This window comes from Herbaspirillum lusitanum (assembly GCF_026127345.1).
GTDB lineage: Bacteria > Pseudomonadota > Gammaproteobacteria > Burkholderiales > Burkholderiaceae_D > Herbaspirillum > Herbaspirillum lusitanum.
Genome location: NZ_QXFG01000018.1, coordinates 210,269 through 232,482, shown reverse-complemented (window position 1 = coordinate 232,482; position 22,214 = coordinate 210,269). Strand labels below are relative to the sequence as shown.

21 protein-coding genes are annotated in these 22,214 nt (G+C 63.6%); 7 read left to right on the top strand and 14 right to left on the bottom strand.

Features of this window, described 5'->3' with window-relative positions:
* The first annotated feature begins 8 nt into the window (after positions 1–8).
* The 3 genes from DXT88_RS22945 to DXT88_RS22935 all read left to right on the top strand — a co-directional run bounded on the left by DXT88_RS22945 (position 9) and on the right by DXT88_RS22935 (position 3,272).
* Positions 9–1,268 carry an MFS transporter gene (locus DXT88_RS22945; RefSeq protein WP_265216173.1) on the top strand — a complete coding sequence of 420 codons (1,260 nt, stop codon included), beginning with the start codon at positions 9–11 and terminating at the stop codon, positions 1,266–1,268.
* Between the two features lie 191 nt (positions 1,269–1,459).
* A complete protein-coding gene (ribA, locus tag DXT88_RS22940) occupies positions 1,460–2,107 on the top strand; it encodes a GTP cyclohydrolase II (RefSeq protein WP_265216172.1) in 648 nt (215 codons plus the stop codon).
* A 13-nt stretch (positions 2,108–2,120) separates the two neighbouring features.
* Positions 2,121–3,272, top strand: coding sequence for a CobW family GTP-binding protein (locus DXT88_RS22935; RefSeq protein WP_265216171.1), 1,152 nt, complete (start codon positions 2,121–2,123; stop codon positions 3,270–3,272).
* A 158-nt stretch (positions 3,273–3,430) separates the two neighbouring features.
* On the opposite strand, the gene DXT88_RS22930 is transcribed toward DXT88_RS22935, so the two are convergent.
* The 4 genes from DXT88_RS22930 to DXT88_RS22915 form a co-directional block, all read right to left on the bottom strand.
* The gene (locus tag DXT88_RS22930) at positions 3,431–4,240 is read right to left on the bottom strand and encodes a metallophosphoesterase (protein ID WP_265216170.1); all 810 of its coding nucleotides are present in this window, start codon (positions 4,238–4,240) and stop codon (positions 3,431–3,433) included.
* Between the two features lie 13 nt (positions 4,241–4,253).
* Positions 4,254–5,186 carry an AEC family transporter gene (locus DXT88_RS22925; protein WP_265216169.1) on the bottom strand — a complete coding sequence of 311 codons (933 nt, stop codon included), beginning with the start codon at positions 5,184–5,186 and terminating at the stop codon, positions 4,254–4,256.
* Positions 5,187–5,302: 116 nt separating this feature from the next.
* The gene (locus tag DXT88_RS22920) at positions 5,303–6,589 is read right to left on the bottom strand and encodes an MFS transporter (RefSeq protein ID WP_265216168.1); all 1,287 of its coding nucleotides are present in this window, start codon (positions 6,587–6,589) and stop codon (positions 5,303–5,305) included.
* Positions 6,590–6,713: 124 nt separating this feature from the next.
* Positions 6,714–7,625, bottom strand: a complete 912-nt coding sequence (locus tag DXT88_RS22915; protein WP_265216167.1) for a LysR substrate-binding domain-containing protein — start codon at positions 7,623–7,625, stop codon at positions 6,714–6,716.
* A 137-nt stretch (positions 7,626–7,762) separates the two neighbouring features.
* Here DXT88_RS22915 and mnmC point away from each other — a divergent pair, with 137 nt between their 5' ends.
* The 3 genes from mnmC (at position 7,763) to DXT88_RS22900 (ending at position 12,704) form a co-directional block, all read left to right on the top strand.
* Positions 7,763–9,547 carry an FAD-dependent 5-carboxymethylaminomethyl-2-thiouridine(34) oxidoreductase MnmC gene (mnmC, locus tag DXT88_RS22910; RefSeq protein WP_265216166.1) on the top strand — a complete coding sequence of 595 codons (1,785 nt, stop codon included), beginning with the start codon at positions 7,763–7,765 and terminating at the stop codon, positions 9,545–9,547.
* A 202-nt stretch (positions 9,548–9,749) separates the two neighbouring features.
* Positions 9,750–10,958 (top strand): low temperature requirement protein A, encoded by a 1,209-nt coding sequence (locus tag DXT88_RS22905; RefSeq protein WP_265216165.1) that lies wholly within the window; start codon positions 9,750–9,752, stop codon positions 10,956–10,958.
* A gap of 123 nt (positions 10,959–11,081) precedes the next feature.
* Positions 11,082–12,704 (top strand): NAD(P)/FAD-dependent oxidoreductase, encoded by a 1,623-nt coding sequence (locus DXT88_RS22900; RefSeq protein WP_265216164.1) that lies wholly within the window; start codon positions 11,082–11,084, stop codon positions 12,702–12,704.
* Positions 12,705–12,770: 66 nt separating this feature from the next.
* On the opposite strand, the gene DXT88_RS22895 is transcribed toward DXT88_RS22900, so the two are convergent.
* The 6 genes from DXT88_RS22895 to DXT88_RS22870 all read right to left on the bottom strand — a co-directional run bounded on the left by DXT88_RS22895 (position 12,771) and on the right by DXT88_RS22870 (position 17,470).
* Positions 12,771–13,355 (bottom strand): HutD/Ves family protein, encoded by a 585-nt coding sequence (locus tag DXT88_RS22895; protein WP_016836107.1) that lies wholly within the window; start codon positions 13,353–13,355, stop codon positions 12,771–12,773.
* Between the two features lie 70 nt (positions 13,356–13,425).
* Positions 13,426–14,358, bottom strand: a complete 933-nt coding sequence (hutG, locus tag DXT88_RS22890) for a formimidoylglutamase (protein ID WP_265216163.1) — start codon at positions 14,356–14,358, stop codon at positions 13,426–13,428.
* Between the two features lie 13 nt (positions 14,359–14,371).
* Complete coding sequence (locus DXT88_RS22885) at positions 14,372–15,145, bottom strand: amino acid ABC transporter ATP-binding protein (RefSeq protein ID WP_321161132.1); 774 nt, start codon at positions 15,143–15,145, stop codon at positions 14,372–14,374.
* Positions 15,146–15,168: 23 nt separating this feature from the next.
* Complete coding sequence (locus tag DXT88_RS22880; RefSeq protein ID WP_016836104.1) at positions 15,169–15,834, bottom strand: amino acid ABC transporter permease; 666 nt, start codon at positions 15,832–15,834, stop codon at positions 15,169–15,171.
* A 35-nt stretch (positions 15,835–15,869) separates the two neighbouring features.
* Positions 15,870–16,634 (bottom strand): transporter substrate-binding domain-containing protein, encoded by a 765-nt coding sequence (locus DXT88_RS22875; protein WP_016836103.1) that lies wholly within the window; start codon positions 16,632–16,634, stop codon positions 15,870–15,872.
* Between the two features lie 71 nt (positions 16,635–16,705).
* Positions 16,706–17,470 (bottom strand): IclR family transcriptional regulator, encoded by a 765-nt coding sequence (locus DXT88_RS22870; RefSeq protein WP_265216162.1) that lies wholly within the window; start codon positions 17,468–17,470, stop codon positions 16,706–16,708.
* A gap of 399 nt (positions 17,471–17,869) precedes the next feature.
* On the opposite strand from DXT88_RS22870, the gene DXT88_RS22865 reads away from it, so the two are divergent.
* On the top strand, positions 17,870–19,609 hold the full coding sequence (locus DXT88_RS22865; RefSeq protein ID WP_321161131.1) for a methyl-accepting chemotaxis protein: 1,740 nt from the start codon (positions 17,870–17,872) through the stop codon (positions 19,607–19,609).
* A gap of 148 nt (positions 19,610–19,757) precedes the next feature.
* Here DXT88_RS22865 and DXT88_RS22860 read toward each other — a convergent pair whose 3' ends face one another.
* The 4 genes from DXT88_RS22860 to DXT88_RS22845 form a co-directional block, all read right to left on the bottom strand.
* Complete coding sequence (locus tag DXT88_RS22860; RefSeq protein WP_016836101.1) at positions 19,758–20,549, bottom strand: SDR family NAD(P)-dependent oxidoreductase; 792 nt, start codon at positions 20,547–20,549, stop codon at positions 19,758–19,760.
* A 112-nt stretch (positions 20,550–20,661) separates the two neighbouring features.
* Entirely contained in the window at positions 20,662–20,907 is a 246-nt protein-coding gene (locus tag DXT88_RS22855) for a hypothetical protein (RefSeq protein WP_016836100.1), read from the bottom strand.
* A 46-nt stretch (positions 20,908–20,953) separates the two neighbouring features.
* Positions 20,954–21,460: a hypothetical protein gene (locus tag DXT88_RS22850; protein ID WP_265216161.1), complete on the bottom strand. Its 507-nt coding sequence runs from the start codon at positions 21,458–21,460 to the stop codon at positions 20,954–20,956.
* Between the two features lie 157 nt (positions 21,461–21,617).
* Positions 21,618–22,202 carry a TetR/AcrR family transcriptional regulator gene (locus DXT88_RS22845; RefSeq protein WP_265216159.1) on the bottom strand — a complete coding sequence of 195 codons (585 nt, stop codon included), beginning with the start codon at positions 22,200–22,202 and terminating at the stop codon, positions 21,618–21,620.
* Positions 22,203–22,214: the final 12 nt, after the last annotated feature.

Here is a 22,214-nt window from a genome sequence, read left to right as displayed (position 1 = left end):
TAGCCATCATGTCTTCCATTCAGAATACGCATACGAGTCATGCGACGGCTGCGGCTGCGGCTGCTGCGGCGCCTGCAACCGCGCCCGTCAACGCGCTGCCGGCCTCGCTGATGCTGCTGCTGTCGTCCGGCGCCGGCCTGGCCGTAGCTTCGCTGTATTACTCGCAGCCGATGCTGGGCATCCTCGGCGCCGACATCGGCGCCTCCGACCGCGCCATCGGCATGGTGCCGATGCTGACCCAGCTCGGTTACGCGCTCGGCATCCTGCTGCTGGCGCCGCTGGGCGACCGCTATGATCGCCGCCGCATTATCCTGATCAAGGCTGCCGTGCTGACCGGCGCCTTGCTGCTGGCCGGCGCATCGTCCGGCATCGCCGTCCTGCTGGTCGCCAGCCTGGCGATCGGTTTGTCGGCAACGCTGGCGCAAGACATCGTCCCGGCCGCGGCCACGCTGGCCTCCGAACAGAACCGCGGCAAGGTGGTCGGCACCGTGATGACCGGCTTGCTGCTCGGTATCCTGCTGTCGCGCGTGCTGAGCGGTTTCGTCGCCGAGCATTTCGGCTGGCGCAGCATGTTCGTGGCGGCCTCGGTCAGCATCGCCCTGATCGGCATCGCCGCCTGGCGTGGCCTGCCGCGCTTCAAGGCCACCACGCATCTGCCGTACGGCGCCTTGCTGGGTTCGCTGGGCAAGCTGGTGCAAAAGCATCCGGCGCTGCGCCGCGCTGCATTGGCTCAGGGTTTGCTGTCGGTCGGCTTCAGCGCCTTCTGGTCGACGCTGGCGGTGATGCTGCATGCCGCGCCGTTCCACCTGGGCAGCGCCGCCGCCGGCGCCTTCGGTCTGGCAGGTGCAGCCGGTGCGCTGGCCGCACCGCTGGCCGGCCGCATCTCGGACAAGAAAGGTCCTGAGCTGGTGACCCGTCTGGGCATTGGCCTGGCGATCCTGTCCTTCGTGGCGATGGCGTTTGGTCCAGCCTTCTCGGCCAGCGGTCAGTTGTGGTTGCTGGCGTTGGCCGCGATCGGCTTCGACCTCGGCGTGCAAGCCACGCTGGTGGCGCACCAGACCATCGTCTACAGCATCGAGCCGGGCGCCCGCAGCCGTCTCAACGCCGTGCTGTTCGTCGGCATGTTCGTCGGCATGGCGGCCGGCGCTGCGCTGGGCAGCCTGTTGCTGGCGCAATGGGGCTGGATCGGCGTGGTCGGTCTGGCAACGGTGGCTTCCCTGGGCGCCTTGCTGGTGCGCTTGCTGCCGGGCAAGAATCGCGATCGTTGATTGATCCCATACAGTGGTGAAGCAAGCGCGGCCTTCGGGCCGCGCTTGCGTTTACAGGGTTTGTGACAAAAAACACCCGGCCGGGCTTGAAGAACCGCGTGGCCGGCCTGAAATAATTGGAGCCGCGTTGTAAGATACGCGGCTGTGCCCAATGCGCCCGTTGCGGCGCCAGGCAATTACATAGGTTCATCATGTCGTCACCAGAAAACATCGAAAGCGACGTCGTCATTCCGGAAGAAAACCTGGAATTCGTCAGCTCCTGCGCATTGCCGATGCCGTGGGCCACTTTCCAACTGCACGCTTTCGTCGACCATGTTTCAGGCAAGGAACACCTGGCGTTGTCGCTGGGCGACGTCGGCAACGGCGAACCGGTGCTGGCGCGCGTGCATTCCGAATGCCTGACCGGCGACGCGCTGTTCAGCCAGCGCTGCGATTGCGGCGCGCAACTTGAAGCCGCCCTGCGGCGCATCGCCAAGGAAAAACGCGGCGTGGTGTTTTACCTGCGCCAGGAAGGCCGAGGCATCGGTCTGCTCAACAAGGTGCGTGCCTACCATCTGCAGGACGGCGGCGCCGACACGGTCGAGGCCAACCTGCAACTGGGTTTCCCGGCCGACATGCGGCGCTACACCATGGTGGTGCCGATGGCCGGTCATCTCGGCATCAAGGGCCTGCGCCTGATGACCAATAATCCGCGCAAGGTCAACGCCCTGGTGGAAAACGGCATCGAAGTGCTGGAACGCGTGCCGCTGGTGGAAAATCGCAATCCGTTCAACATCCGCTACCTGCGCACCAAGGCCGCCAAGCTGGGCCATCTGCTGCCGTCGCACGACAATGACTGACGCCGGCCTCGCCATGACACAAGACGCCCCCGCACTGATCCCGATTTCGCTGCTGACCGGTTTCCTCGGCAGCGGCAAGACCACGCTGCTGAACTACCTTGTGGCCCAGCCCGAGCTGAAGGACACGCTGGTCATCATCAACGAATTCGGCGAAATCGGCCTCGACCACCTGCTGGTCGCGCACAGCCAGGATGAAGTCGTGGTCGAGATGAGCAGCGGCTGCCTGTGCTGCACCATCCGCGGCGACCTCAAGAAGACCCTCAAGGACATCACCTGGCGTTTCGCCGAAGGCGGCAAGCGCAAGTTCAACCGCGTCATCATCGAGACCACGGGACTGGCCTCGCCGATCCCGATCCTGCATACCTTGATGACCGACAATTTCATTGCGTCGAAGTACCGGCTCGACGGCGTCATCACCACCGTCGATGCGGTCAACGGCAACGCCACACTGGACAACCATATTGAAGCGGTGCAACAGGCCGCCGTGGCCGACCGCTTGCTGCTGACCAAGAGCGATCTGGCCAATGCGGCCGACCCGGCCGCACTGCAGGATCTGCAGGCGCGCCTGAAGCAGATCAATCCGGGCGCGCAACAACTCCTGTCGCAGCAAGGCCGGGTAGCGCCGCAACAATTGCTCGACGCCGGCCTGTTCCGCGCCGCCGACAAGACGCCCGACGTCGAACGCTGGCTCAGCGAAGAAGCGTATGAACCGCCGCACGACCACGATCATGCACACGGCCATCATCATCACGGTCATGATCACGGTCACAAGCATGGACATGCAGGCCACGGCCACGACATCAACCGCCATGACGATCACATCCGCGCCTTCTGTTTCAGTTTCGACAAACCGATCGAGCCGCATCTGTTCGATGAATGGCTGAGCCTGCTGGTTGGTTTCAAGGGCCAGAACATCCTGCGCATCAAGGGCATCGTCAATCTCGCCGGTGAAGACAAGCCGACCGTGATCCACGGCGTGCAGCACATCTTCCACCCGACCGTGACGCTGCCGGCCTGGCCGTCGGAAGATCGCCGCACGCGCATCGTGTTCATCACCAAGGACATCGAGCGGGCCACCATCGAACGCTCCTTCACGGCATTCATGCAGGCGCAGGCGATTGAGTCGGAGCAACGTCAGACGCCGGGCAAGGCGTCTGCGTGGTAAAAATGCCGCGGTCGCAGCATTGGCCCTCTCGGTAAATTTTCCTGCAGGACACAACAACGCGCCGCATTTTGTGGCGCGTTTTGCATTGCGGCGCGCCCGGTTCCGTGAGGCGCGACGCCGACGATGCGGCGATCACGGCGTCCGGCATTCAGCTTGCGCTAGATCGTGATCACCAGTTGCGGATCGAAGGCCGGGTTCTCCCACTCGATGTCATCGAGCGTCGCCGCCTGTTTCAGGTTGAGCGCATAGCCGCGCGGATTGGTCACGACGCGGCAACCCGCGACCGTGTAATCGAAACTGTCATGCACGTGGCCATGCACCCACAAATCCGCCTGCGCCAGCAACGGCGTGAGGTCGCTGATGAAGCCGGGGTTCAGGGGCGAGCCGGCGAAACGTTCATGGATGGAGTGCGGATGCGGACCATGGTGCGTGATCACCACGGTCTTGCCGTCGAAGGCTTGCGCCAGTTGCTGCTCCAGCCAGGCGCGCGAACCTTGATGCAATTGCAGTGCATCCTGCGGCGTGAACAGCGCGCCGCCCGGCATGGTAATCACGCGATGGTCGAACAGGATGTTGCCGGCCTGTTCCATCGCGGCGTCCGGTGTCAGCGATGGCGTCCCCTCTTGTTGCAGCGCGTAGTCGGTCCACAGGCAGCAGCCGAGGAAGCGTACGCCGCCTTCGATCACCACCGAATTCTCAAGATGGCGCATGCGCTCGCCCGAGGCTTGCGCACGGCGACCGATGTCGTCCACCACTTGCGGATATTGTGCATGATAGGCCTCATGGTTGCCGTGCACGTACAGCACCGGCACCGGCCAGTCGGCGAAGGCGGCAAACGCCGCATCGCCGTTGTGGATGTCGCCCGCGATGATGAGAAGGTCGGCATCGGTCGGTTCGATTGCGCGGTAGTGGGGGAACGACGGCATCATGCGTTCAAGATGCAGGTCGGAAGCGATCTGGATTTTCATGCGGATGGTTTCCTTAGTGCGCGATCCACGCCAGGATCAGCGTGATCGTCAGCAGCGAAGTGGTGGTGGAAATCAGGATGGCGCGCGACATCAGCGCCGCTTCGCGCCGGTACAGCTCGGCCAGCATGAACGGGCCGGTGCCGATCGGCATGGCCGACAACAGCAGCGCGGTGTCGGCCCACATCTTCGGCAGCGGCAGGATCCAATAGGCGAACAGCGCCGTAATAGCCGGATGCAGCAGCAACTTGAAACCGACCAGCAGGCTTACCGAACCGGCCTGTTTATCGTCGATCGGCTGCGCCAGGAACAGGCCCAGCGACACCAGCGCGCAGGGACTGGCGGCCGCGCCGAGCAACTTGAACAACTGCTGCACGCCGGTCGGCAACACATAGCCGCTGGCGGCGACCAGGCTGCCGAGTATCGGTGCGATCAGGATGGGATTGCGGATCAGCGAGTTGCCGGTCTTGAGCAGGCTGCGGCCGATGTGCTTTTCGGCGTGCAGGCAGATTTCCAGCAACACGATGGCGATGGCGAACAGCAGGCAGGCGGTCATCACCATGGCGATCACGGCCGGCGGCATGCCGTCGCGGCCGAAGGCCAGCAAGCACAGCGGGATGCCGATGAAGCCGACGTTGGCGTACGACGTGCCGAGGCTGTCGATGATGATGTCGCCGGCCGCCGCGCCCTGGCGATACTTGATCCAGGCGGTCAGCACGAACACCACCGCAATGCCGATGGCGAACACCGCGATGAAGCGCAGGTTGCTGAAGTCGGCCGGGGTCAGGCGCGCAATCGAATCGAACAGCAGCGCCGGCAGTCCCAGGTAGATGACGAAGCGGTTCAGCTCGCTGGCGGCGTTGACGCTGAGGATATTGCGCTTGCGGCACAGGTAGCCGAGGAAGATCAGTGCAAAAACCGGAAAGACGACATTGAAGATGGCGAGCATGTAGTTGGCGCGAGCGGCTGGGATGACGGGTGCGGACGATTTTAAAGGGTTTTGCCGCACCCGGTTTTTCCACGGCCGCGCATGCACTGCATGCACTGCGTCCTACCTGCCGGTTTTCAGCTGAGCGCCCTCGCCAGCATGCCCGGGTTGTTGTCGGCCGGCTGGTCGTTGATGGCGAAGTGCAGCAGCGCCGCCAGCACGCCGGCCGCCACCGTCGCACCCCACACCATCTTGTACGAGCCGGTCAGGTCGAACATGTAGCCGCCCAGCCAGGCGCCGAGGAAAGAGCCGATCTGGTGGCTCAGGAAGCACACGCCGAACAGCGTGCCGAGGTGGCGCGTGCCGAATACTTTCGCCACCAGTCCGCTGGTCAGCGGCACCGTGCCGAGCCAGGTCAATCCCATCACGGCGGCGAACACCATGACCGAGGCGCTGGTCTTGGGCAGCGCCAGGAAAGCGGCGATGGCGCCGCTGCGGACCAGGTACAGCCAGCCCAATACATACTGCTGGCGGAAGTGCCCGCCCAGCCAGCCGCAACCCCAGCTGCCGGCCATGTTGAACAGGCCGATCAGCGCCAGCGCCGTCGCCCCCAGGCCGAGCGGCATGTGGCACAGCGTCAGGTAGCCGGGCAAGTGGGTGCCGATGAAGGCCAGCTGGAAACCGCAGGTGAAGAAGCCGATGGTCAGCAGGCGATAGCCGCGATGACGGCCGGCCAGGGTCAGCACTTCCTTGAGCGAAGAGGCGGGCGGTTCGGCGGCGGGATGCGTTGCCGGGGAAGATGAAAATGCGGACGATTTCTTGCGACCCCGGTCCAGGATCAGGCCGGCCGGCGCGATCGCCAGCGCGATGGCGGCCAGCACGAACAGCGAGGCCGACACGCCCGCGCTTTCACGCACCGTTTGCGCCAGCGGCACCAGCAACACCTGGCCCAGCGAACCGCCGGCGCTGGCGATGCCCATCGCCATGCTGCGCTGCTGCGGCGTGGCGACGCGGCCGACCGAGGCCAGCACCACGCCGAAGCTGGTGCAACTGATGCCGATGCCGACCAGCAGACCCAGCCCGATGATCAGCAGCAGGCCGGACGGCGCGACCGCCGCCAACGCCAGGCCGGCGGCGAAGGTGACGGCGCCGAACGCCACCACCGGCGTGGCGCCGTAGCGGTCCGAGGCGGCGCCGGCGAACGGCTGCGCGAAGCCCCACACCAGGTTGTGCAGGGCGATGGCGAAGGCGATCACCGTCACCGGCAAGCCGCGGTCGTAGGAAAACGGATTGATGTACAGGCCGAAAGTCTGGCGCGTGCCCATGACGACGCTGAGCACCAGTGCGGCGGCGATGACGACCCACAGCGCGGGATTGCCGGCGCGGGAAAGGTGAGCCGGGGTCGGCTGGCTGGTTGCGGACATGATGGATGCCTCCGTTGCGATCACAGAACCGCACATTAGCAGCGGCGCAACCCGGCGACAAAGGAAAGGATTTTGACGATGAGTGAGTCTGGCTCACTCATGTCTGTCGAGAAGACCTGAGCGGCTAACCGGCGTGTACCGACTCCCGCGCTTCGCCCAGCAGCCAGTTCCTGAAGCCGGCCACGTCGGCGCGTTCGGCGGCGTCTTCGGTGCTGACCAGCCAGTAGGCGGTTTCGGCGTCGACCAAGCCGGTGTGCAGTTCTTTGCTCAGTTCGACCAGCACGCCGCTGGCGAGATCGCGATCGACCAGCGGACGTCGTCCGAGCGCCACGCCGAGACCGCCGATGGCCGCTTCGAAGGCCAGCTGGATGGTGTCGAGATGCAAGCCGCGGCGGGCGTCGACGCCGCTGGTTTCGGTCCGTGCGAGCCAGGTCTGCCAGTCTTCGCTGGCCTGGGTGACATGGATCAGCGTGGCGCGGCGCAGGTCGACCTTGCCATCGCGTCCGCGCAGGCTATCGCGATACGCCGGGCTGCAGACCGGCACCAGTTGCTCGCCGAACAGTTTGCGCCAGGAAGGATCGGCGACTGGCGCGCGGCTCATGCGGATGGCGAAATCGAAGCCGTCGGTCGGCAAGTTGACCTGGCGCGGCGAAGTGTCAACGGTGACGTTGGTGTCCGGCCACAGCGTGCGGAAATCCTGCAGGCGCGGCAGCAGCCAGCGCGACGCCAGCGTCGGCGCGCAGCTCACCGAGATGCTGCGGCCGTGGCGATCGGGCAGGCGTTGCGTGCCGGTGGCGATCAGCTCGAAGGCCCTGGAGATGTAGCGCAGGTAATCGGCGCCGGCCGGGGTCAGCGTCAGGCGGCGCGGCGCGCGGATGAACAATTCCACGCCCAGGGTTTGTTCGAGCGTGACGATGCCGTGGCTGACGGCGCTGGGAGTGACGTTGAGTTCGGCGGCGGCGAGCTTGAAGCTCTGGTGGCGGCCGGCGGCTTCAAAGAAGCGCAGGGAAGAAAGCGGTGGCAGGCGAAGCGGCATGGCAGGTGTTCCCCAACGGCGGTCTGGCGGAGGCGGCGATGGACTGAACCAAGCCGGCGCTGCCGCAACGTGATGGAGGGACAGCGTATCATATTGCTGCTGCGGCCGACGGCCGCTCCCGAACCCTCGATGCCCGCATGACACCTGCCGCTTTTGCTTCCGCCAGTTTCACCGACGCCGCCTTGCGCGGGCATTGGCGCGGTCGGGCGGTTTATACCATTTTGCAGGCCGGCTACAGCGATGCGTTCCTGCAAACATGGGCGGCATTGCGCGAGCAGGGCGACGATGTTGATACGCCGCAGCGCCTGCATTATTTGCTGATCGATGCAGCACTGCCGACGGCGCAGCAATTGCGTGCGATGGCGCCGACCAATGCCTTCGCCGGCGAACTTGCCAATGCCTGGCCGCCGTTGACGCCCGGCTATCATCGGCTGTTGCTGGAGCAGGGCCGCGTGGTGCTGACGCTGATTGTTGGCGAGGTCGCCGCGAGCCTGGCGCAGGTCGACGCGCGGGTTGATCTGTTCCTGTTGCAGGACGACGCCATGTGGAACGCGCCGCAGTTGAAACGACTGGCGCGACTGGCGACCCCGCGCGCGCAATTGCGTCTGGGCGGGGCATGGCGCGCATCATCCGCTGAGTTGGCTGCGGCAGGTTTCACGATGGATGAAGACGACAAGCTGACCGCGCATTTCACGCCGCGCTGGAAGGTGGCCGAGCGCGCCGTTCCGCAAGATCGCCGCGCGCTCGTGATCGGCGCCGGCCTGGCCGGCAGCGCCGCCTGCGAAGCGCTCGCCGCGCGCGGCTGGCAGGTGACGCTGATCGAGCGGCATGCGCACGCCGCGCAGGAGGCCTCCGGCAACCTTGCCGGCGTCCATATGCCGGCGATTTCACGCGACGACAATCCGACCGCGCGCCTGACGCGAGCGGCCTTCCTGTTCGCGCAGCAGGCGTGGAAGCGCGCCGGCGTGTTCGGGATGGATCCCCACGGACAACCCATCGGCAAAACCTGCGGCGTGCTGCAAGTGGCGCGCGATGCCGGACAAGCCGACGCATTCGGGCAGGCTGCGCAGCACTGGGATTATCCGCACGACTACGCACAGTGGTTGCCGGCGCAGGAGGCGAGCGCGCGACTCGGCATGCCGACCGGCAGCGGCTGGTTTTTTCCGCGCGGCGGCTGGCTGCGTCCGGCGGCGGTATGCGAAGCCATGCTGCGCGCTTGCGGCGATCGCTTGCAAAGCCGCTTCGGGAAAGAGGTGAGTTCCTTGCGCCGTGTTGAGGGGCAATGGCAGGCGCTCGATACCAACGGCGCCGTCATCGCCGCCGCGCCGGTGGTCATCCTCGCCAACGGCATGCAGTCGGCCGCACTGGCGCAGGCGGCTGGGTTGCCGCTGCAGACGATACGCGGACAGGTCAGTCATTTGCCGGCGGCGTCGTTGCCGGATCTGCCGTTCGTACTGTGCGGCGACGGCTACCTGACCGGCGCAGTGAACGGACTGGTCAGCGTCGGCGCCAGCTACGATCGCGACAATCATGACACCGCCTTGCGCGCCGACAGCCACGCCGGCAATCTCGACAAGTTGCGGCAGTTGTTGCCGGGCGTGTCGCCCGACATCGATCCGGATGGCTTGAGCGGGCGCGTTGGTTTCCGCTGCGTCTCGGCCGACCGGTTGCCGCTGGTGGGCGCCTTGCCCGATCAGGCGGCGCTCGCGGCGGGCGGTGAAGTCCAGCTGCGCGATGCGCCGCGCTGGCCGCAGCTGTACGGCTTGCTGGCCTACGCCTCGCGCGGACTGATCTGGGCCCCGCTGGCGGCCGAGATCGTGGCGTGCGCGCTGGAGGACGAACCGGCGCCGCTCGGCAAGGACTTGCTGGCCTTGCTGGATCCGGCGCGATTTGCACTCAGGACGCACCGCCGTCCGACTTGATATCCTGGCTTGTTATTCGGCGTTCGCTCGCCGCCGCAGGCGCGAAACCGCAAAACGAAAACGCCGCGAAACAAATTCACCTTCAGCCGTCTGTCAGATATAAGCAACTGTCGCAGGTCGTTACGGCGTTTCGGAAGCCGTGCGTCTTGTCCATGGCGGAGTGCCTGTGCGACGATAGTGCCATGTCATTCAGGGAGGGAACATGAACACGTCATCGGCAAAAAAGCCGCTCACCGGCCTGCTGCGCGTACGCGACGGACACGAGGCGCGCGTCTCCTTCGTGGAGCTGTTCTTCGACCTGATCTACGTCTTTGCGGTGACCCAGCTGTCGCACCGGCTTCTGGAAAACCTCAGCGTCGCCGGCGCCGTCGAAACGCTGGTGCTGTGGTTCGCGGTCTGGCTGGCGTGGCAATACACCTCCTGGGTCACCAACTGGTTCGATCCGGAAACGCTGCAGATACGCGTCCTCTTGTTCGCCATCATGCTGGTTGGCCTGCTGATGGCGGCGGCGATTCCCGAAGCCTTCGACGGGCGCGGCCTGGTGTTCGCCATCGCCTATGCAGCGATCCAGGTCGGGCGCACGCTGTTCGTGCTGTGCTGCCTCGGCAAGGATCACGCGCTGACGCCCAACTTCCGCCGCATGTTCGGCTGGCTGTTCATCTCGGCGGTATTCTGGATCGCCGGCGGCCTGTCGCCGGAACACCGGCTGGCGCTGTGGATCATCGCCGTGGCCTGTGAATATTTCTCGCCGATGATCGGCTTCGCGCTGCCCGGGCTGGGACGTTCGGACACGCGCGAATGGACCATCGAAGGCGGACACCTGGCCGAACGCTGCCAGCTGTTCGTCATCGTTGCGCTGGGCGAAGCCTTGCTGGTCACCGGCGCTACCGTGGCCCACGCGGCGCAATGGGAGGCGCCCGTGATGGTGGCGTTCGTGGTGACCTTCGCCAGCGCGCTGGCGATGTGGTGGCTGTACTTCGACACCAGCAGCAAGGACGGCAGCGACGCCATCGTGCATTCCAGCGATCCGGGCCGCATCGGCGCGTATTTCCATTATGTCCACGTGATCATCGTGGCCGGCGTGATCGTCTCGGCGGTCGGCGCCGAACTGGTGATCGCGCATCCCGACCAGCGCATCGCACCGACCTCGCTGCTGGTGCTGATCGCCGGTCCGGCGCTGTACCTGCTGGGCAACGCAGTCTACAAGAAGGTGGTGTATCGCCGCCTGCCGCTGTCGCATCTGGCCGGACTGGTGCTGCTGGCCTTGCTGGCGGCGTTCGGCTACGTCACCGACCTGCTGATGGTGGGCGGCCTGGCGGCGGCGATCCTGATCCTGACCGCCGCCTGGGAAAGTTGCTCGCGTCGCAAGACCGCGCTGGCGTATCAGGATGAGCATGCCTCGCAGTGGTGACCGATGGCGAGCGGCGGTGACGGCCCGCCGGCCGCGTGGCTGGAGTAAAATGCCGGGCTGCCGCCGGATTTCGCCCCTCTGCCTGTGCGCCCGGCATGGCCTGATTACACGGAAATACTCTGCATGCTGCGACTGACTGAAATACAACTCCCCCTCGACCATCCCGAAGCCGACCTGCGCGCCGCCATCCTTGCGCGCCTCGGCGTTGCCGATGCGGACCTGTTGAGCGTGAGCCTGTTTCGCCGCAGCTACGATGCCCGCAAGAAATCCGCCGTCACGCTGACCTATGCCGTCGACGTCGACGTGCGCGATGAAGCCGCCGTGCTGGCCAGGCACAAGGGCAAGCAAAACATCGTGCCGACACCCGACACCAATTACCATTTCGTCGCCAGGGCTCCGGCCGGACTGAGCAAGCGTCCGATCGTCATCGGCACCGGCCCGTGCGGGATTTTTGCCGGCCTGATCCTGGCCGAGATGGGCTTCAACCCGCTGATCCTGGAACGCGGCAAGACCGTGCGCGAACGCACCAAGGACACCTGGGGCCTGTGGCGCCAGCGCGAACTGAAGCCCGAATCGAACGTGCAATACGGCGAAGGCGGCGCCGGCACCTTCTCCGACGGCAAGCTGTACAGCCAGGTCAAGGACCCCAAGCATTACGGCCGCAAGGTGCTGACCGAGTTCGTCGCCGCCGACGCGCCGCCGGAAATCATGTACGTCAGCAAGCCGCACATCGGCACCTTCCGCCTGGTGAAGATGGTGCAGCTGATGCGCGAAAAAATCGTCGCGCTGGGCGGCGAGTTCCGCTTCGAGCAACGCGTTGACGACCTCGTCATCGAAGACGGCCAGGTGCGTGGCGTGACGCTGGCCGGCGGCGAGCACATCGAGGCCGATCACGTCGTGCTGGCGATCGGCCACAGCGCGCGCGACACTTTCCAGATGCTGTACGACCGCGGCGTCTACATGGAAGCCAAGCCGTTCTCGATCGGCTTCCGCGCCGAACATCCGCAGTCGCTGATCGACAAGTGCCGCTTCGGCCCCAGCGCCGGCCATCCGATCCTCGGCGCGGCCGACTACAAGCTGGTCCATCATGCCTCCAACGGCCGCTCGGTCTACAGTTTCTGCATGTGCCCGGGCGGCACCGTGGTGGCGGCCAGCTCGGAACCGGAGCGCGTGGTCACCAACGGCATGAGCCAGTATTCGCGCAACGAGCGCAACGCCAACAGCGGCATCGTGGTCGGCATTTCGCCGGCCGACTATCCCGGCCATCCGCTGGCCGGCATCGAATTCCAGCGCAAGTGGGAGTCGCGCGCCTATGAACTGGGCGGCCGCAACTACGACGCGCCGGGCCAGCTGGTCGGCGACTTCCTGGCGAAGAAACCATCTACCCAGCTCGGCAGCGTGATCCCATCGTACAAGCCGGGCGTGCTGCTGGGCGATCTCGATCAGTCGCTGCCCGACTACGCCATCGACGCCATCCGCGAATCGCTGCCGTTCTTCGACAAGCAGATCCGCGGCTACGCGATGCACGACGCGGTGCTGACCGGCGTCGAAACGCGCACCTCGTCGCCGGTGCGCATCCGCCGCAACGACGACACGCTGCAAAGCCTCAATACCAAGGGCTTGTATCCGGCCGGCGAAGGCGCCGGTTATGCGGGCGGGATCATGTCGGCGTCCATCGACGGCATCAAGGTGGCCGAAGCGGTGGCGCTGGCGATCATGGGAAGTACGGGGATTGTGGGCGCGTAATCTCGCAAGGAGATTACAGATTACGCATGCAGCTTGGTGCGGATCAGTGCAGCGACGACGGAGGGGTTAGCGCGGCTGCCGGTACAACTGCACCAGCAGCAACTCGGCCGCATCAGAAATCATCAGGCGTTCTTCGTCCGCATCGCGGAACAGCACGGCGTCGCCGGCATGGACCTTGGTCTCGTTGGCCAGGCGGCAGTTGCCGTTGACGACGTACACCAGTGCGGTGTCGCCGGCGGCCGGCAATACCGTCGGTCTGGTGATGGTCAGTTGTTCCAGCGTGTGGGTGCAAGCGGCGCGGCGGGTCATGACATTGAAGTCGACGATGCCGCCGCCGATCAGCGTACAGTGGATCGCGGTCTCGCCGTCGAAGCGATAGACCGGATCGCGCGGCGTCAATTCACGTTGCTCGACCCCAAGCTCGCCGGCGACGTCGAGCAGGATGCCTTTGCCTTCCAGGATCGCCAGCGAGCGATCGATGCCGGGGAACAGTGAAAACTCATTGGCCTGCTGCACCGTGGCGACGCTGACGCGCCAGTCGAAGGAGTCGAGCGAGCTGTCCTGCGGAAAGCGCTGGATCTCGCACGTCATGCCGCCGCCGTTTTTCCAGCGCATCAGGCGTTGTTGCGATTGCGGGATCAGGACGGACATGGAGAAGGCCGGTTGGAAAGTAGAAGACAGTCAAGTCGCTGCGGCCGCAAGGCGCGCAGCACACTCTATTCTATGCCGGTTGCAGGATCAGGTGCGCCAGACGCGCGGCGACCTTGGCGGTCATGCCGTCGCGGTCGTAGACCGGATTGCATTCGGCGATGTCGGCGGCGATCAGTTTGCCGCTGGCGCGAATGGAGGAAACCAGCTTTTCGACTTTCTCCAGCGCCATGCCGAAGGCGGCCGGGGCCGAGACGCCGGGCGCCTTTTCCCCGGGCAAGACGTCGAGGTCGATGGTCAGGTAGACGTCGGTGACGTCTTCCAGGCGCAGGCGCAATTGCGCGTCGAGTTCGGCCAGGCTGCGGGTGGCGACATCGGTGTCGCTGACGTATTCCACGCCCAGTTGCTGCGCGCGCGTGAACAGCGCCGGCGTGTTGCCGAGCTGGCTGATGCCGAAGCACAGGTAGTGGAAACCGACGTCGGCCCATTCGCACCATTCGGCGATCTGCTTGAACGGCGTGCCCGAGGTCGAGCGTTCGGCTTCGCGCAGGTCGAAGTGCGCGTCGAAGTTGACGATCAGCAGCTTGCGCTGCGACATCGAGCGGCCGAGGTGGCGCATGATGCCGAGGAAGCTGCCGTACGCCACTTCATGGCCGCCCCCCAGCACCAGCGGGAATACGCCTTGCGCCATGACGTCGGCGATCTTGCCGGCCAGCCGTTGCTGCGCCTGTTCGAGGTCGCCGTCGTGGCAGTCGATATTGCCGGCGTCGGCCAGTTGCGTGATGCGATGCGCCGGCAGGTTCGCCAGCATGCGGCGGATCGCGTCCGGACCTTGCGCGGCGCCGACGCGGCCGTGGTTGCGGCGCACGCCTTCGTCGCTGGCGAAGCCGATCAGCGCACCGCCGCCCTTGACGTCGTTGCCGAACGGCACGACCAGTTGATGCAGGCGGCGGGTGTCGCCGGCGCTGTCATGATCGACGCGGCCGTTCCAGAGAGTGGGGTTCATGCTCAAGTAAGTCCTATGCTGCCGTTGAGTTATTACGGGTCAACACCGCCTGCAGGAAACTGCGGGTGCGCTCCTGCACCGGATTGACGAAGATCTGTTCGGGTTTGCCGGCCTCGACGATGCGGCCCTGGTCCATCACCACGACGACGTCGGCGACTTCGCGCGCGAAGCCCATTTCATGCGTGACCACGATCATGGTCATGCCTTCGTTGGCCAGCGCCTTCATGACTTGCAAGACCTCGCCGACCAGTTCCGGATCGAGCGCCGACGTCGGCTCGTCGAACAGCATGACCTTCGGTTGCATCGCCAATGCGCGAGCGATGGCTACACGCTGCTTCTGGCCGCCCGACAAGGTGGCCGGCATGGCGTCGGCCTTGGCGGCGAGGCCGACCTTGGCCAGCAGTGCGCGCGCCAGCGTGTCGGCTTCGTCCTTGGGCGTGCCGCGGATCTTGCGCGGGCCGACCGTGACGTTTTCCAGCACCGACAGATGCGGGAACAGGTTGAACGACTGGAACACCATGCCGACCTGGGTGCGCAGGTCGTTGAGGGCATGGTCGGCGATCATCTTGCCGTCCACCAGCAAGTCCTGGTTGCAGATCGAGATGCTGCCTTCTTCCGCCACTTCGAGGCCGTTGCAGCAGCGCAGCAGCGTGCTTTTGCCGGAGCCGCTGGGGCCGATGATGACGACCACTTGCGAGGCCGCGACTTCGAGGTCGATGCCGTGCAGGATGCGATGGCCGGAGAAGGATTTGCCTAGTTTGGAAACGGTGATCATGGGTGCGGACATAGGTGCGGACATAAGTGCTGACATCAGACGGCTCCCCCTGCGCGCAGGTGTTTCTCGACCCGCTGCAGGGCCATGCTGGTGAGGCTGGTCAGCACCAGGTAGACCAGCGCGACGGCGATATAGACTTCCAGCGAACGGTAGGACACGCTGATGATTTTCTGGCCTTCGTGCATCAGGTCGGCGATGGTCAGCAGCGACACCAGCGCCGAGTTCTTGATCAGCGCGATGAACTCATTGCCCAGCGGCGGAATCATGCGCACGATGGCTTGCGGCAGGATGATGGTGCGCATGGCCTTGCCCGACGACATGCCGAGCGAACGCGCCGCTTCCATCTGGCCCTTGTCGATCGACTGGATGGCGCCGCGCACGATCTCCGACACGTAGGCGCCGGAGTAGATGCCCAGGCCCAGCACGCCGCACAGGAAAGCCGGCAGCAGGATGTCGAATTGCGGCAGGCCGAAGAACAGCAGGAACAACTGCACCAGCAGCGGCGTGCCGCGGATGAAGGTGACGTAAGCAGTGCAGATGCCATAGATCAGGCGTTTGCTGCGATCCAGCCGGCCGAGGCCGACCAGCAGGCCGAGAAAGCAACCGAGCACCAGCGAGATGGCGGTGATTTCCACCGTCACGATGGCGCCATGCAACAGGTCCGGCCAGCCCTCGAATACGGGCACAAAATCCAAGCTCATCTGATCTCCTTGCTTACGTCTGCTTTTCTATGGAATTACTTGGCCGCCGACGACAGCCACTTTTGCACCAGCTTGTCATAGCTGCCGTCGAGCTTGACCTTCTTGAGCGCGGCGTTCATTTCTTCGGTCAGCTGCGGCAGGTCCTTGCGCACGGCGTAGCCGTACAACTCGATGCTGACCTGCTTGTCGAGCACCTTCATGCCGGGACGGGTCTTGGCGTATTCGATGGCGGCCGGCTTGCCGGTGACGGCGGCGTCGGCGCGGCCGATTTCAACCAGGTTGAACATTTCCTGGTTCTTCTCGACCTCGATGCGCTCGGCTTGCGGGTAATACTCTTTGAGGTAGTTGGCCGACTTGGTGCCGACCTGGACCGAGACCTTCTTGCCGGCCAGATCGGACGGTTGCTTGATCGCGTTGTTGCTGGCCTTGGTCAGCACCACCAGGCCGCCCGGATAGTAGGGGTCGGTGAAATTGACCACGCGGCGGCGTTCTTCGGTGATGTAAATCGCCGACGAGGCGACGTCGAAGCGGCGCGACACCAGGCCGGGGATCAGGCCCTTGAAATCGATGTCGGTCCATTCGACCTTCTTGCCCATGGTCTTGCCGAGCAGTTCGATCAGCTCGATGTCGAAGCCGGTGCGCTTGCCGTCCTTGAAGAACTCGAACGGCGGGAAGGTGGCGTCGGTGGCGACGCGGATGACGTCAACGGTCTGCGCACAGGCCAGCGCCGGGGCGACGGTAAAACCGGCGGCGAGACTGACGGCGGCGAGCATGCGGATGAGGCGGCGGCGGTGGTTCATGGTTTCTCCCTCGGATGGACGACTTAATGGACAACTTGTAATGGACCTGCAACTGACTTCTGGTGAACTGATTAAAACAACGCAAGGCGTTCGCTGATTGCCGCCGCCGCCTGGACCGTGGCGGCAATCAGCTCGCGCTGCCGCTCTTCGGCCCGGATCGCCGGCGCCATCAGGGTAATCGCGCCGGCCGCCTGGCCGGGCTTGTAAAACACCGGAGCGCTGACACCCCACACGCCCCAGTCGACTTCGCCTTCGCTGACCGCATAACCCTGGCTGCGGATGGCGGCGAGCTCGCCGTGCAGGCGCGCGATGTCGTCATCCTTGCCGTGCAGCTGGCGCTCGACGATGTTCTCGGCCATGGCTTGCGGCAGATGCGCCAGCACCGCCTTGGCCGAGGCGCCGCGCGACAGCGGATGCGAGCGGCCCTTGGAAAATGAGCAGCGCAGCGATTGCTCGCTGTCGACCATGTCGAGGCAGGTGACCTGGTCGTTGACCGCCACCATCAGGCCGACGCTCTCGCCGTACTTCTTGGCCAGTTGCAGCATTTCGGGCTGGGCGTTGCTGACCAGGTAAGAGGTATGGTCGAAGCCCCAGGCCAATTGCACGCTGAGCGGGCCGGGCGCGTAGAAATTGTCCTGTTCCTGCACCAGGCCCCATTTCTTGAGCGGCAGCAGGTGGCGATACAGCGTACTTTGCGGCAAGCCGGTCAGCTCCTTCAGCTTGCGCACGGCGATCGGCTTGCCGTAACGCGCAATCACCGACAACACCATCAGCGAGCGCTCGCTGGTGGCAACGGCGGGCTGTTGGGTCGGATGAGCAGGAGCGGGGGAGTTCATGGCCGGATGATTCCTCATTTTTCTCATATTCAGAAATTGAATTCTCGCAAAGCGGGAATTTGATTGTAAATGCGGGGAAGGCGATTTGATGTCGAAGGTTCGTTAAAAGTGGGAAATTTTTCATAAGCACGAGATGTCATTCGCAGATTTGACGAGGAAATCGCTATACCGCTGGTTTAACAAGACCAGCATGCGAGCGCCAGTCAATGCAGCAGGCGTCATCCGAAATGGCGGTCCGCAAGGCGCGAAAGGGAACACTTCATCTGTTGCAGCTTGGCTGTCGGCTATTTATCAGACCGTCAATATCAGCGCGTTTTATTGGAGATACGCCTTTGACGTCAGCCAAAGAATGCTAATCTCGTAACTGTAAATTACGTCAACGATGTACAAAAAATAGATGTGCCGTATTTCGATATTGCATCACGGTGGGAATCCTGGGCAGACCGGGCGCGGCGCCTGCAAAAATGCAGGAATACAAACATGTACATCACGTCACCTTCTGGGGGCACCATGAAACTCTCACAGTTAAAAATCTCCGCGCGCCTGGCAATCGGATTCACGCTGGTCTGCGTGTTGCTTATTGTCGTCACACTGCTCGGCATCATCCAGATGGCGCAACAGAAGCAGCGCATGGATGAGATCACCAAGATCAACAACGTTGAAGCCAGCGAAGCCTCGTCGATGTACCTCTCCATCACCGAACGCGCGCTGGCTTTGCGTAACATGATCCTGCTTGGCGAGAACCCACCGGAGATCGACGCCGAAATGAAGCGTGTCGATACGCAGGCAAAGAAATATGCCGCGGCGGAGAAGAAACTGGAGGCGATGCTCAAGAGCGAGAGCACGACAAACCCGGAAGAGCGGCAACTGTTTGCCGCCATCAGCGAAACCGCCAAGCTTGCCAACGGTTATATCAGACAGGTAACGGAACTGATCCTGGCCGGCAAGCGAGACGAGGCGTACGCGGTGCTGCGCAATGAATTCCGGCCGGTCCAGCGGAAATGGTGGGATCAGCTCAATAACTTCATCGTACTGGAAAATAAGCAGAACGAGGACGCCTCGAACAATGCTGATGTTGCGTACGTCAACGCACGTTTCATGATGCTGCTGTTTGGCGGACTTGCGCTGGTCGTCAGCATCATGGCGGCTTATCTGATCACGCGCAGCGTACTGAGCCAGCTCGGCGGAGAGCCTTCCTATGCGAATCAGATCGCGACCCGGATCGCGCATGGAGATCTGACCGTCAACATAGAAACCAGGCCGAGCGATCAGGACAGCCTGTTGTTCTCAATAAAGAGCATGCGCGATGCGCTGGCACAAATCGTCGGCCAGGTGCGCGCCGGGACCGATACGATTGCGACAGCGTCCAGCCAGATTGCCAAAGGTAACCTGGACTTGTCGTCGCGCACCGAGCAGCAGGCAAGTTCGCTGGAGGAAACCGCATCGTCCATGGAAGAATTGGCGTCGACTGTGAAACAGAATTCCGGCAGTGCTGTCCAGGCGCACGAACTGGCGGTGTCGGCATCGGACGTCGCGTCCAAAGCCGGCGAAGTCGTTCAGCAAGTCATCACGACGATGGGTTTGATCAACAACTCGTCGCACAAGATTGTGGAAATTATTTCGGTCATTGACGGTATTGCCTTTCAGACCAATATTCTCGCGCTGAATGCCGCCGTGGAAGCGGCGCGCGCCGGGGAGCAGGGGCGTGGTTTCGCCGTTGTCGCATCGGAAGTGCGCAACCTTGCGCAACGCAGCGCTACGGCGGCAAAAGAAATCAAGGTGCTCATCACCGACTCCGTGAAGCAAGTCGATATCGGGCGTTCTCTGGTGGAGCAGGCTGGCACGACGATGGGCGAGGTCGTCGGCAGCGTCAGGAAGGTCAATGGCATGGTGGCCGAAATTTCACAATCCAGCCGTCAGCAAAGCGAAGGCATCGAACAAATCAACGATGCCGTTGCACAAATGGACAATGTCACCCAGCAAAACGCTGCGCTGGTCGAGCAAGCTGCCGCCGCTGCACAATCCTTGCAAGAGCAGGCGGCAAAGTTGTCTGCGCTGGTCGGCATCTTCAAGCTGGGGACGTTGCCGATGTTGAAGGGTAGCATCGATATCACGCCGGGTCGTCTGGAGCTTACCTGACCGGCCGGGTGTGCAGAAACCCCGCCTTGCTGAAGCGATCAGTGGAATGAACAAGCCGGCGTCAGGCGCCGGCTTGATGATGCGTTCTGCGTATTTCGCAGTCCGCGCGGTTGTTCGTGCTTTCGTCTGCGCTATCGTCCGCGTTTCGTCAGAATGCGCTCTTGATCACCCCGCCGTCGACACGTAGTGCCGCGCCGGTGGTGGCGGAGGCCAGCGGACTGACCACGTAGGCCACCAGCGACGCCACTTCCTGCGGCGTGCCGAAGCGCTTGATCAGCGAGGTCGGCCGGACGTGGTCGAAGAACTCCGCCTCGACCTGCTCGAAGGTCTTGTCGCTCGCCCGCGCCATGTCTTCGACGAAGTCGCCCACGCCACGTGATTTGGTCGGGCCGGGCAGGATGCTGTTGACCGTGATGCCGGTGCCGGCGACGGATTCCGCCAGTCCGCGCGACACCGCGAGTTGCGCGGTCTTGGTCATGCCGTAGTGGATCATCTCGGTGGGGATCTGCACCGCGCTTTCACTGGAGATGAAGATGATGCGGCCCCAGTTGGTCCGCTTCATTTCCGGCAGCACCAGGCGCGCCAGGCGCACGCCGCTGAGGACATTGACGTCGAAGAAGCGCAGCCAGTCTTCGTCGGGAATGTCTTCAAAGGCCTTGGGCTCGAAAATGCCGAGGTTGTTCACGAGGATGTTGATGCCGGGATGACGCTGGATGACTTCATTGGCGGCATCAGGCTTGCTGAGGTCTCCGGCATAACCCTGGACCGTGCCGTTGGTTTCCGAACGGATGCGCTCCGCCGCCTCGTCGACGCTCGCCTGCGTCCTGCCGTTGACGATCACGTTCGCTCCCTCACGCGCCAGCGTGTGTGCGATCGCGTAGCCGATGCCGGCGGTACTGCCGCTCACCAGGGCCGTCTTGCCCTTCAATTGCAAGTCCATGTCGATTCTCCAGGGTTGATTGCGGAAAATAGTGCCACGCCACTATATCAAGAAGTCTTGCCCGGCATCGGCCATGAAAAAAGCCGGCAAGGGGCCGGCCTGGAGTGTGGATTCAGCGCTTCAGATCCGGCGTGCCGGCATTTGCCGCATCGGACAGGGCGCGGGAGAATTCGCTGTCGCCGGCCTGCGGCTCTTGCGACGCCTGCTGCTGTTTCCTTGCGCGCCGTTCAGCGGCTTGGGCCTCGGAGGCGAGCCGCCACTGATCCAGATGGCGAAAATAGGTGGAGCCGCTGTCGACGCGTCTGGTTGCGCCAACGGCGTCGACGGACTGAACCGGTGTTACGGGATTGCGCGCCATCTGTCTCTCCTCGGAAAACCACCGTTGCGAAACGGCATCGGCTTGATTATGCTCGTGCTTTTGCGCATGTGCGCAGCGCTTTGCCCTGTCTGCGCAAAGACACCACTTGGATGACCAGTCCGCCTATCAGCATGGCGAACAGGGCGCCCTGGAATCCCAGCAGCAGCGGCGACTTCAGGTCGGTCACGAACGGATGGCCGTCCGGCACCCGGCGCAGCGTTTCCGACACGGTTGGCACCATGAGCAGGAATGCGGTGATGCTCAGGAAGATCGTTTCCGCATAGAGCGCCGTGCTGCGCGCCGTCGGCAGTCTTCCTACGCCGTAGCCGGCAAGGAGAAAGACCAGCGTGGCGACGGCGATGCCGTAACTGACCGCCTGATGCGCGACCAGGAAAACGCTGACGGCGCCGATCAGCATCGAGACGAAATAGATGCCGCCTGCGGTCGAACGCGGCACGATGCGGCCGTGGCGCGCGAACATGTACAGCGCCGCCGGAATGGCCGGCAAACTGCCTAAAGTGTGAACCCAGCCGAGATGAGAAATTCCAAACATGGCGCTATCCTTTATCAAAAAATGGTTGAGGAGTGCATCGACCTTGTTCCGGAAGTGCAATTCCTGCAAGTAAAACTACCTACTAATCGGTAGGCAAAATGGGCAAAACTTGAAACAAGCATTGCGTCTTCAAGCTTCATTCATCAGGTTGCATGCCTCATGCCTGACGTGCGATCCGTTCCAGCACAGGATTGACGATGGCGCCGAACATTTTTGCCTCTCCATAAGCGCGCGCCGACAGCATGGCGCCGTGGACGGTCGCCATGAAGATATCCGCTTCGGCTTCGGCCGATCCGGTCAGCCCAAGGCTGCCTTGCTTTGCGCCGCGAGCGAAGACGCCGCTCAGCCAGGTCGCCAGCGCCTTGAAATGTGCGCGCACTTCCAGCGCGATTTCTTCGGGAAGAATCGGCATTTCAGTTGCCAGCAGGGCGCAGACGCAGAATGAAGACGATGCATCGGCGATGCAATTTTCCCAGAAGCCGGCATAAGCGCGCAGCTGCTCCAGCGGATCGGAGACGTGTTGTTCCAGCTTGGCGACGCCGGCTTGCATTTCCTCGCGATACCGTGCCACCAGCATGCGAACCAGCACCGCCTTGCCGGGGAAATGATGGTGAATGCTGGCGTTGCGGATGCCGATGACCTTGGCGATGTCGGCATAGCTGAAGCCGTTGTAGCCGCCGGCGATGATCAGGGTTTGTGCGCAGCGCAGGATGCTGTCGGCAGTGTTGGAGGAATCAGTCATGTGCGTAGCCTA

Bases quoted from the DNA above. Each gene is read 5' to 3' on its own strand.
- DXT88_RS22945 (WP_265216173.1), top strand. From the start codon at position 9: ATGTCTTCCATTCAGAATACGCATACGAGTCATGCGACGGCTGCGGCT.
- ribA (WP_265216172.1), top strand. From the start codon at position 1,460: ATGTCGTCACCAGAAAACATCGAAAGCGACGTCGTCATTCCGGAAGAA.
- DXT88_RS22935 (WP_265216171.1), top strand. From the start codon at position 2,121: ATGACACAAGACGCCCCCGCACTGATCCCGATTTCGCTGCTGACCGGT.
- DXT88_RS22930 (WP_265216170.1), bottom strand. From the start codon at position 4,240: ATGAAAATCCAGATCGCTTCCGACCTGCATCTTGAACGCATGATGCCG.
- DXT88_RS22925 (WP_265216169.1), bottom strand. From the start codon at position 5,186: ATGCTCGCCATCTTCAATGTCGTCTTTCCGGTTTTTGCACTGATCTTC.
- DXT88_RS22920 (WP_265216168.1), bottom strand. From the start codon at position 6,589: ATGTCCGCAACCAGCCAGCCGACCCCGGCTCACCTTTCCCGCGCCGGC.
- DXT88_RS22915 (WP_265216167.1), bottom strand. From the start codon at position 7,625: ATGCCGCTTCGCCTGCCACCGCTTTCTTCCCTGCGCTTCTTTGAAGCC.
- mnmC (WP_265216166.1), top strand. From the start codon at position 7,763: ATGACACCTGCCGCTTTTGCTTCCGCCAGTTTCACCGACGCCGCCTTG.
- DXT88_RS22905 (WP_265216165.1), top strand. From the start codon at position 9,750: ATGAACACGTCATCGGCAAAAAAGCCGCTCACCGGCCTGCTGCGCGTA.
- DXT88_RS22900 (WP_265216164.1), top strand. From the start codon at position 11,082: ATGCTGCGACTGACTGAAATACAACTCCCCCTCGACCATCCCGAAGCC.
- DXT88_RS22895 (WP_016836107.1), bottom strand. From the start codon at position 13,355: ATGTCCGTCCTGATCCCGCAATCGCAACAACGCCTGATGCGCTGGAAA.
- hutG (WP_265216163.1), bottom strand. From the start codon at position 14,358: ATGAACCCCACTCTCTGGAACGGCCGCGTCGATCATGACAGCGCCGGC.
- DXT88_RS22885 (WP_321161132.1), bottom strand. From the start codon at position 15,145: ATGTCCGCACCCATGATCACCGTTTCCAAACTAGGCAAATCCTTCTCC.
- DXT88_RS22880 (WP_016836104.1), bottom strand. From the start codon at position 15,834: ATGAGCTTGGATTTTGTGCCCGTATTCGAGGGCTGGCCGGACCTGTTG.
- DXT88_RS22875 (WP_016836103.1), bottom strand. From the start codon at position 16,634: ATGAACCACCGCCGCCGCCTCATCCGCATGCTCGCCGCCGTCAGTCTC.
- DXT88_RS22870 (WP_265216162.1), bottom strand. From the start codon at position 17,470: ATGAACTCCCCCGCTCCTGCTCATCCGACCCAACAGCCCGCCGTTGCC.
- DXT88_RS22860 (WP_016836101.1), bottom strand. From the start codon at position 20,549: ATGGACTTGCAATTGAAGGGCAAGACGGCCCTGGTGAGCGGCAGTACC.
- DXT88_RS22855 (WP_016836100.1), bottom strand. From the start codon at position 20,907: ATGGCGCGCAATCCCGTAACACCGGTTCAGTCCGTCGACGCCGTTGGC.
- DXT88_RS22850 (WP_265216161.1), bottom strand. From the start codon at position 21,460: ATGTTTGGAATTTCTCATCTCGGCTGGGTTCACACTTTAGGCAGTTTG.
- DXT88_RS22845 (WP_265216159.1), bottom strand. From the start codon at position 22,202: ATGACTGATTCCTCCAACACTGCCGACAGCATCCTGCGCTGCGCACAA.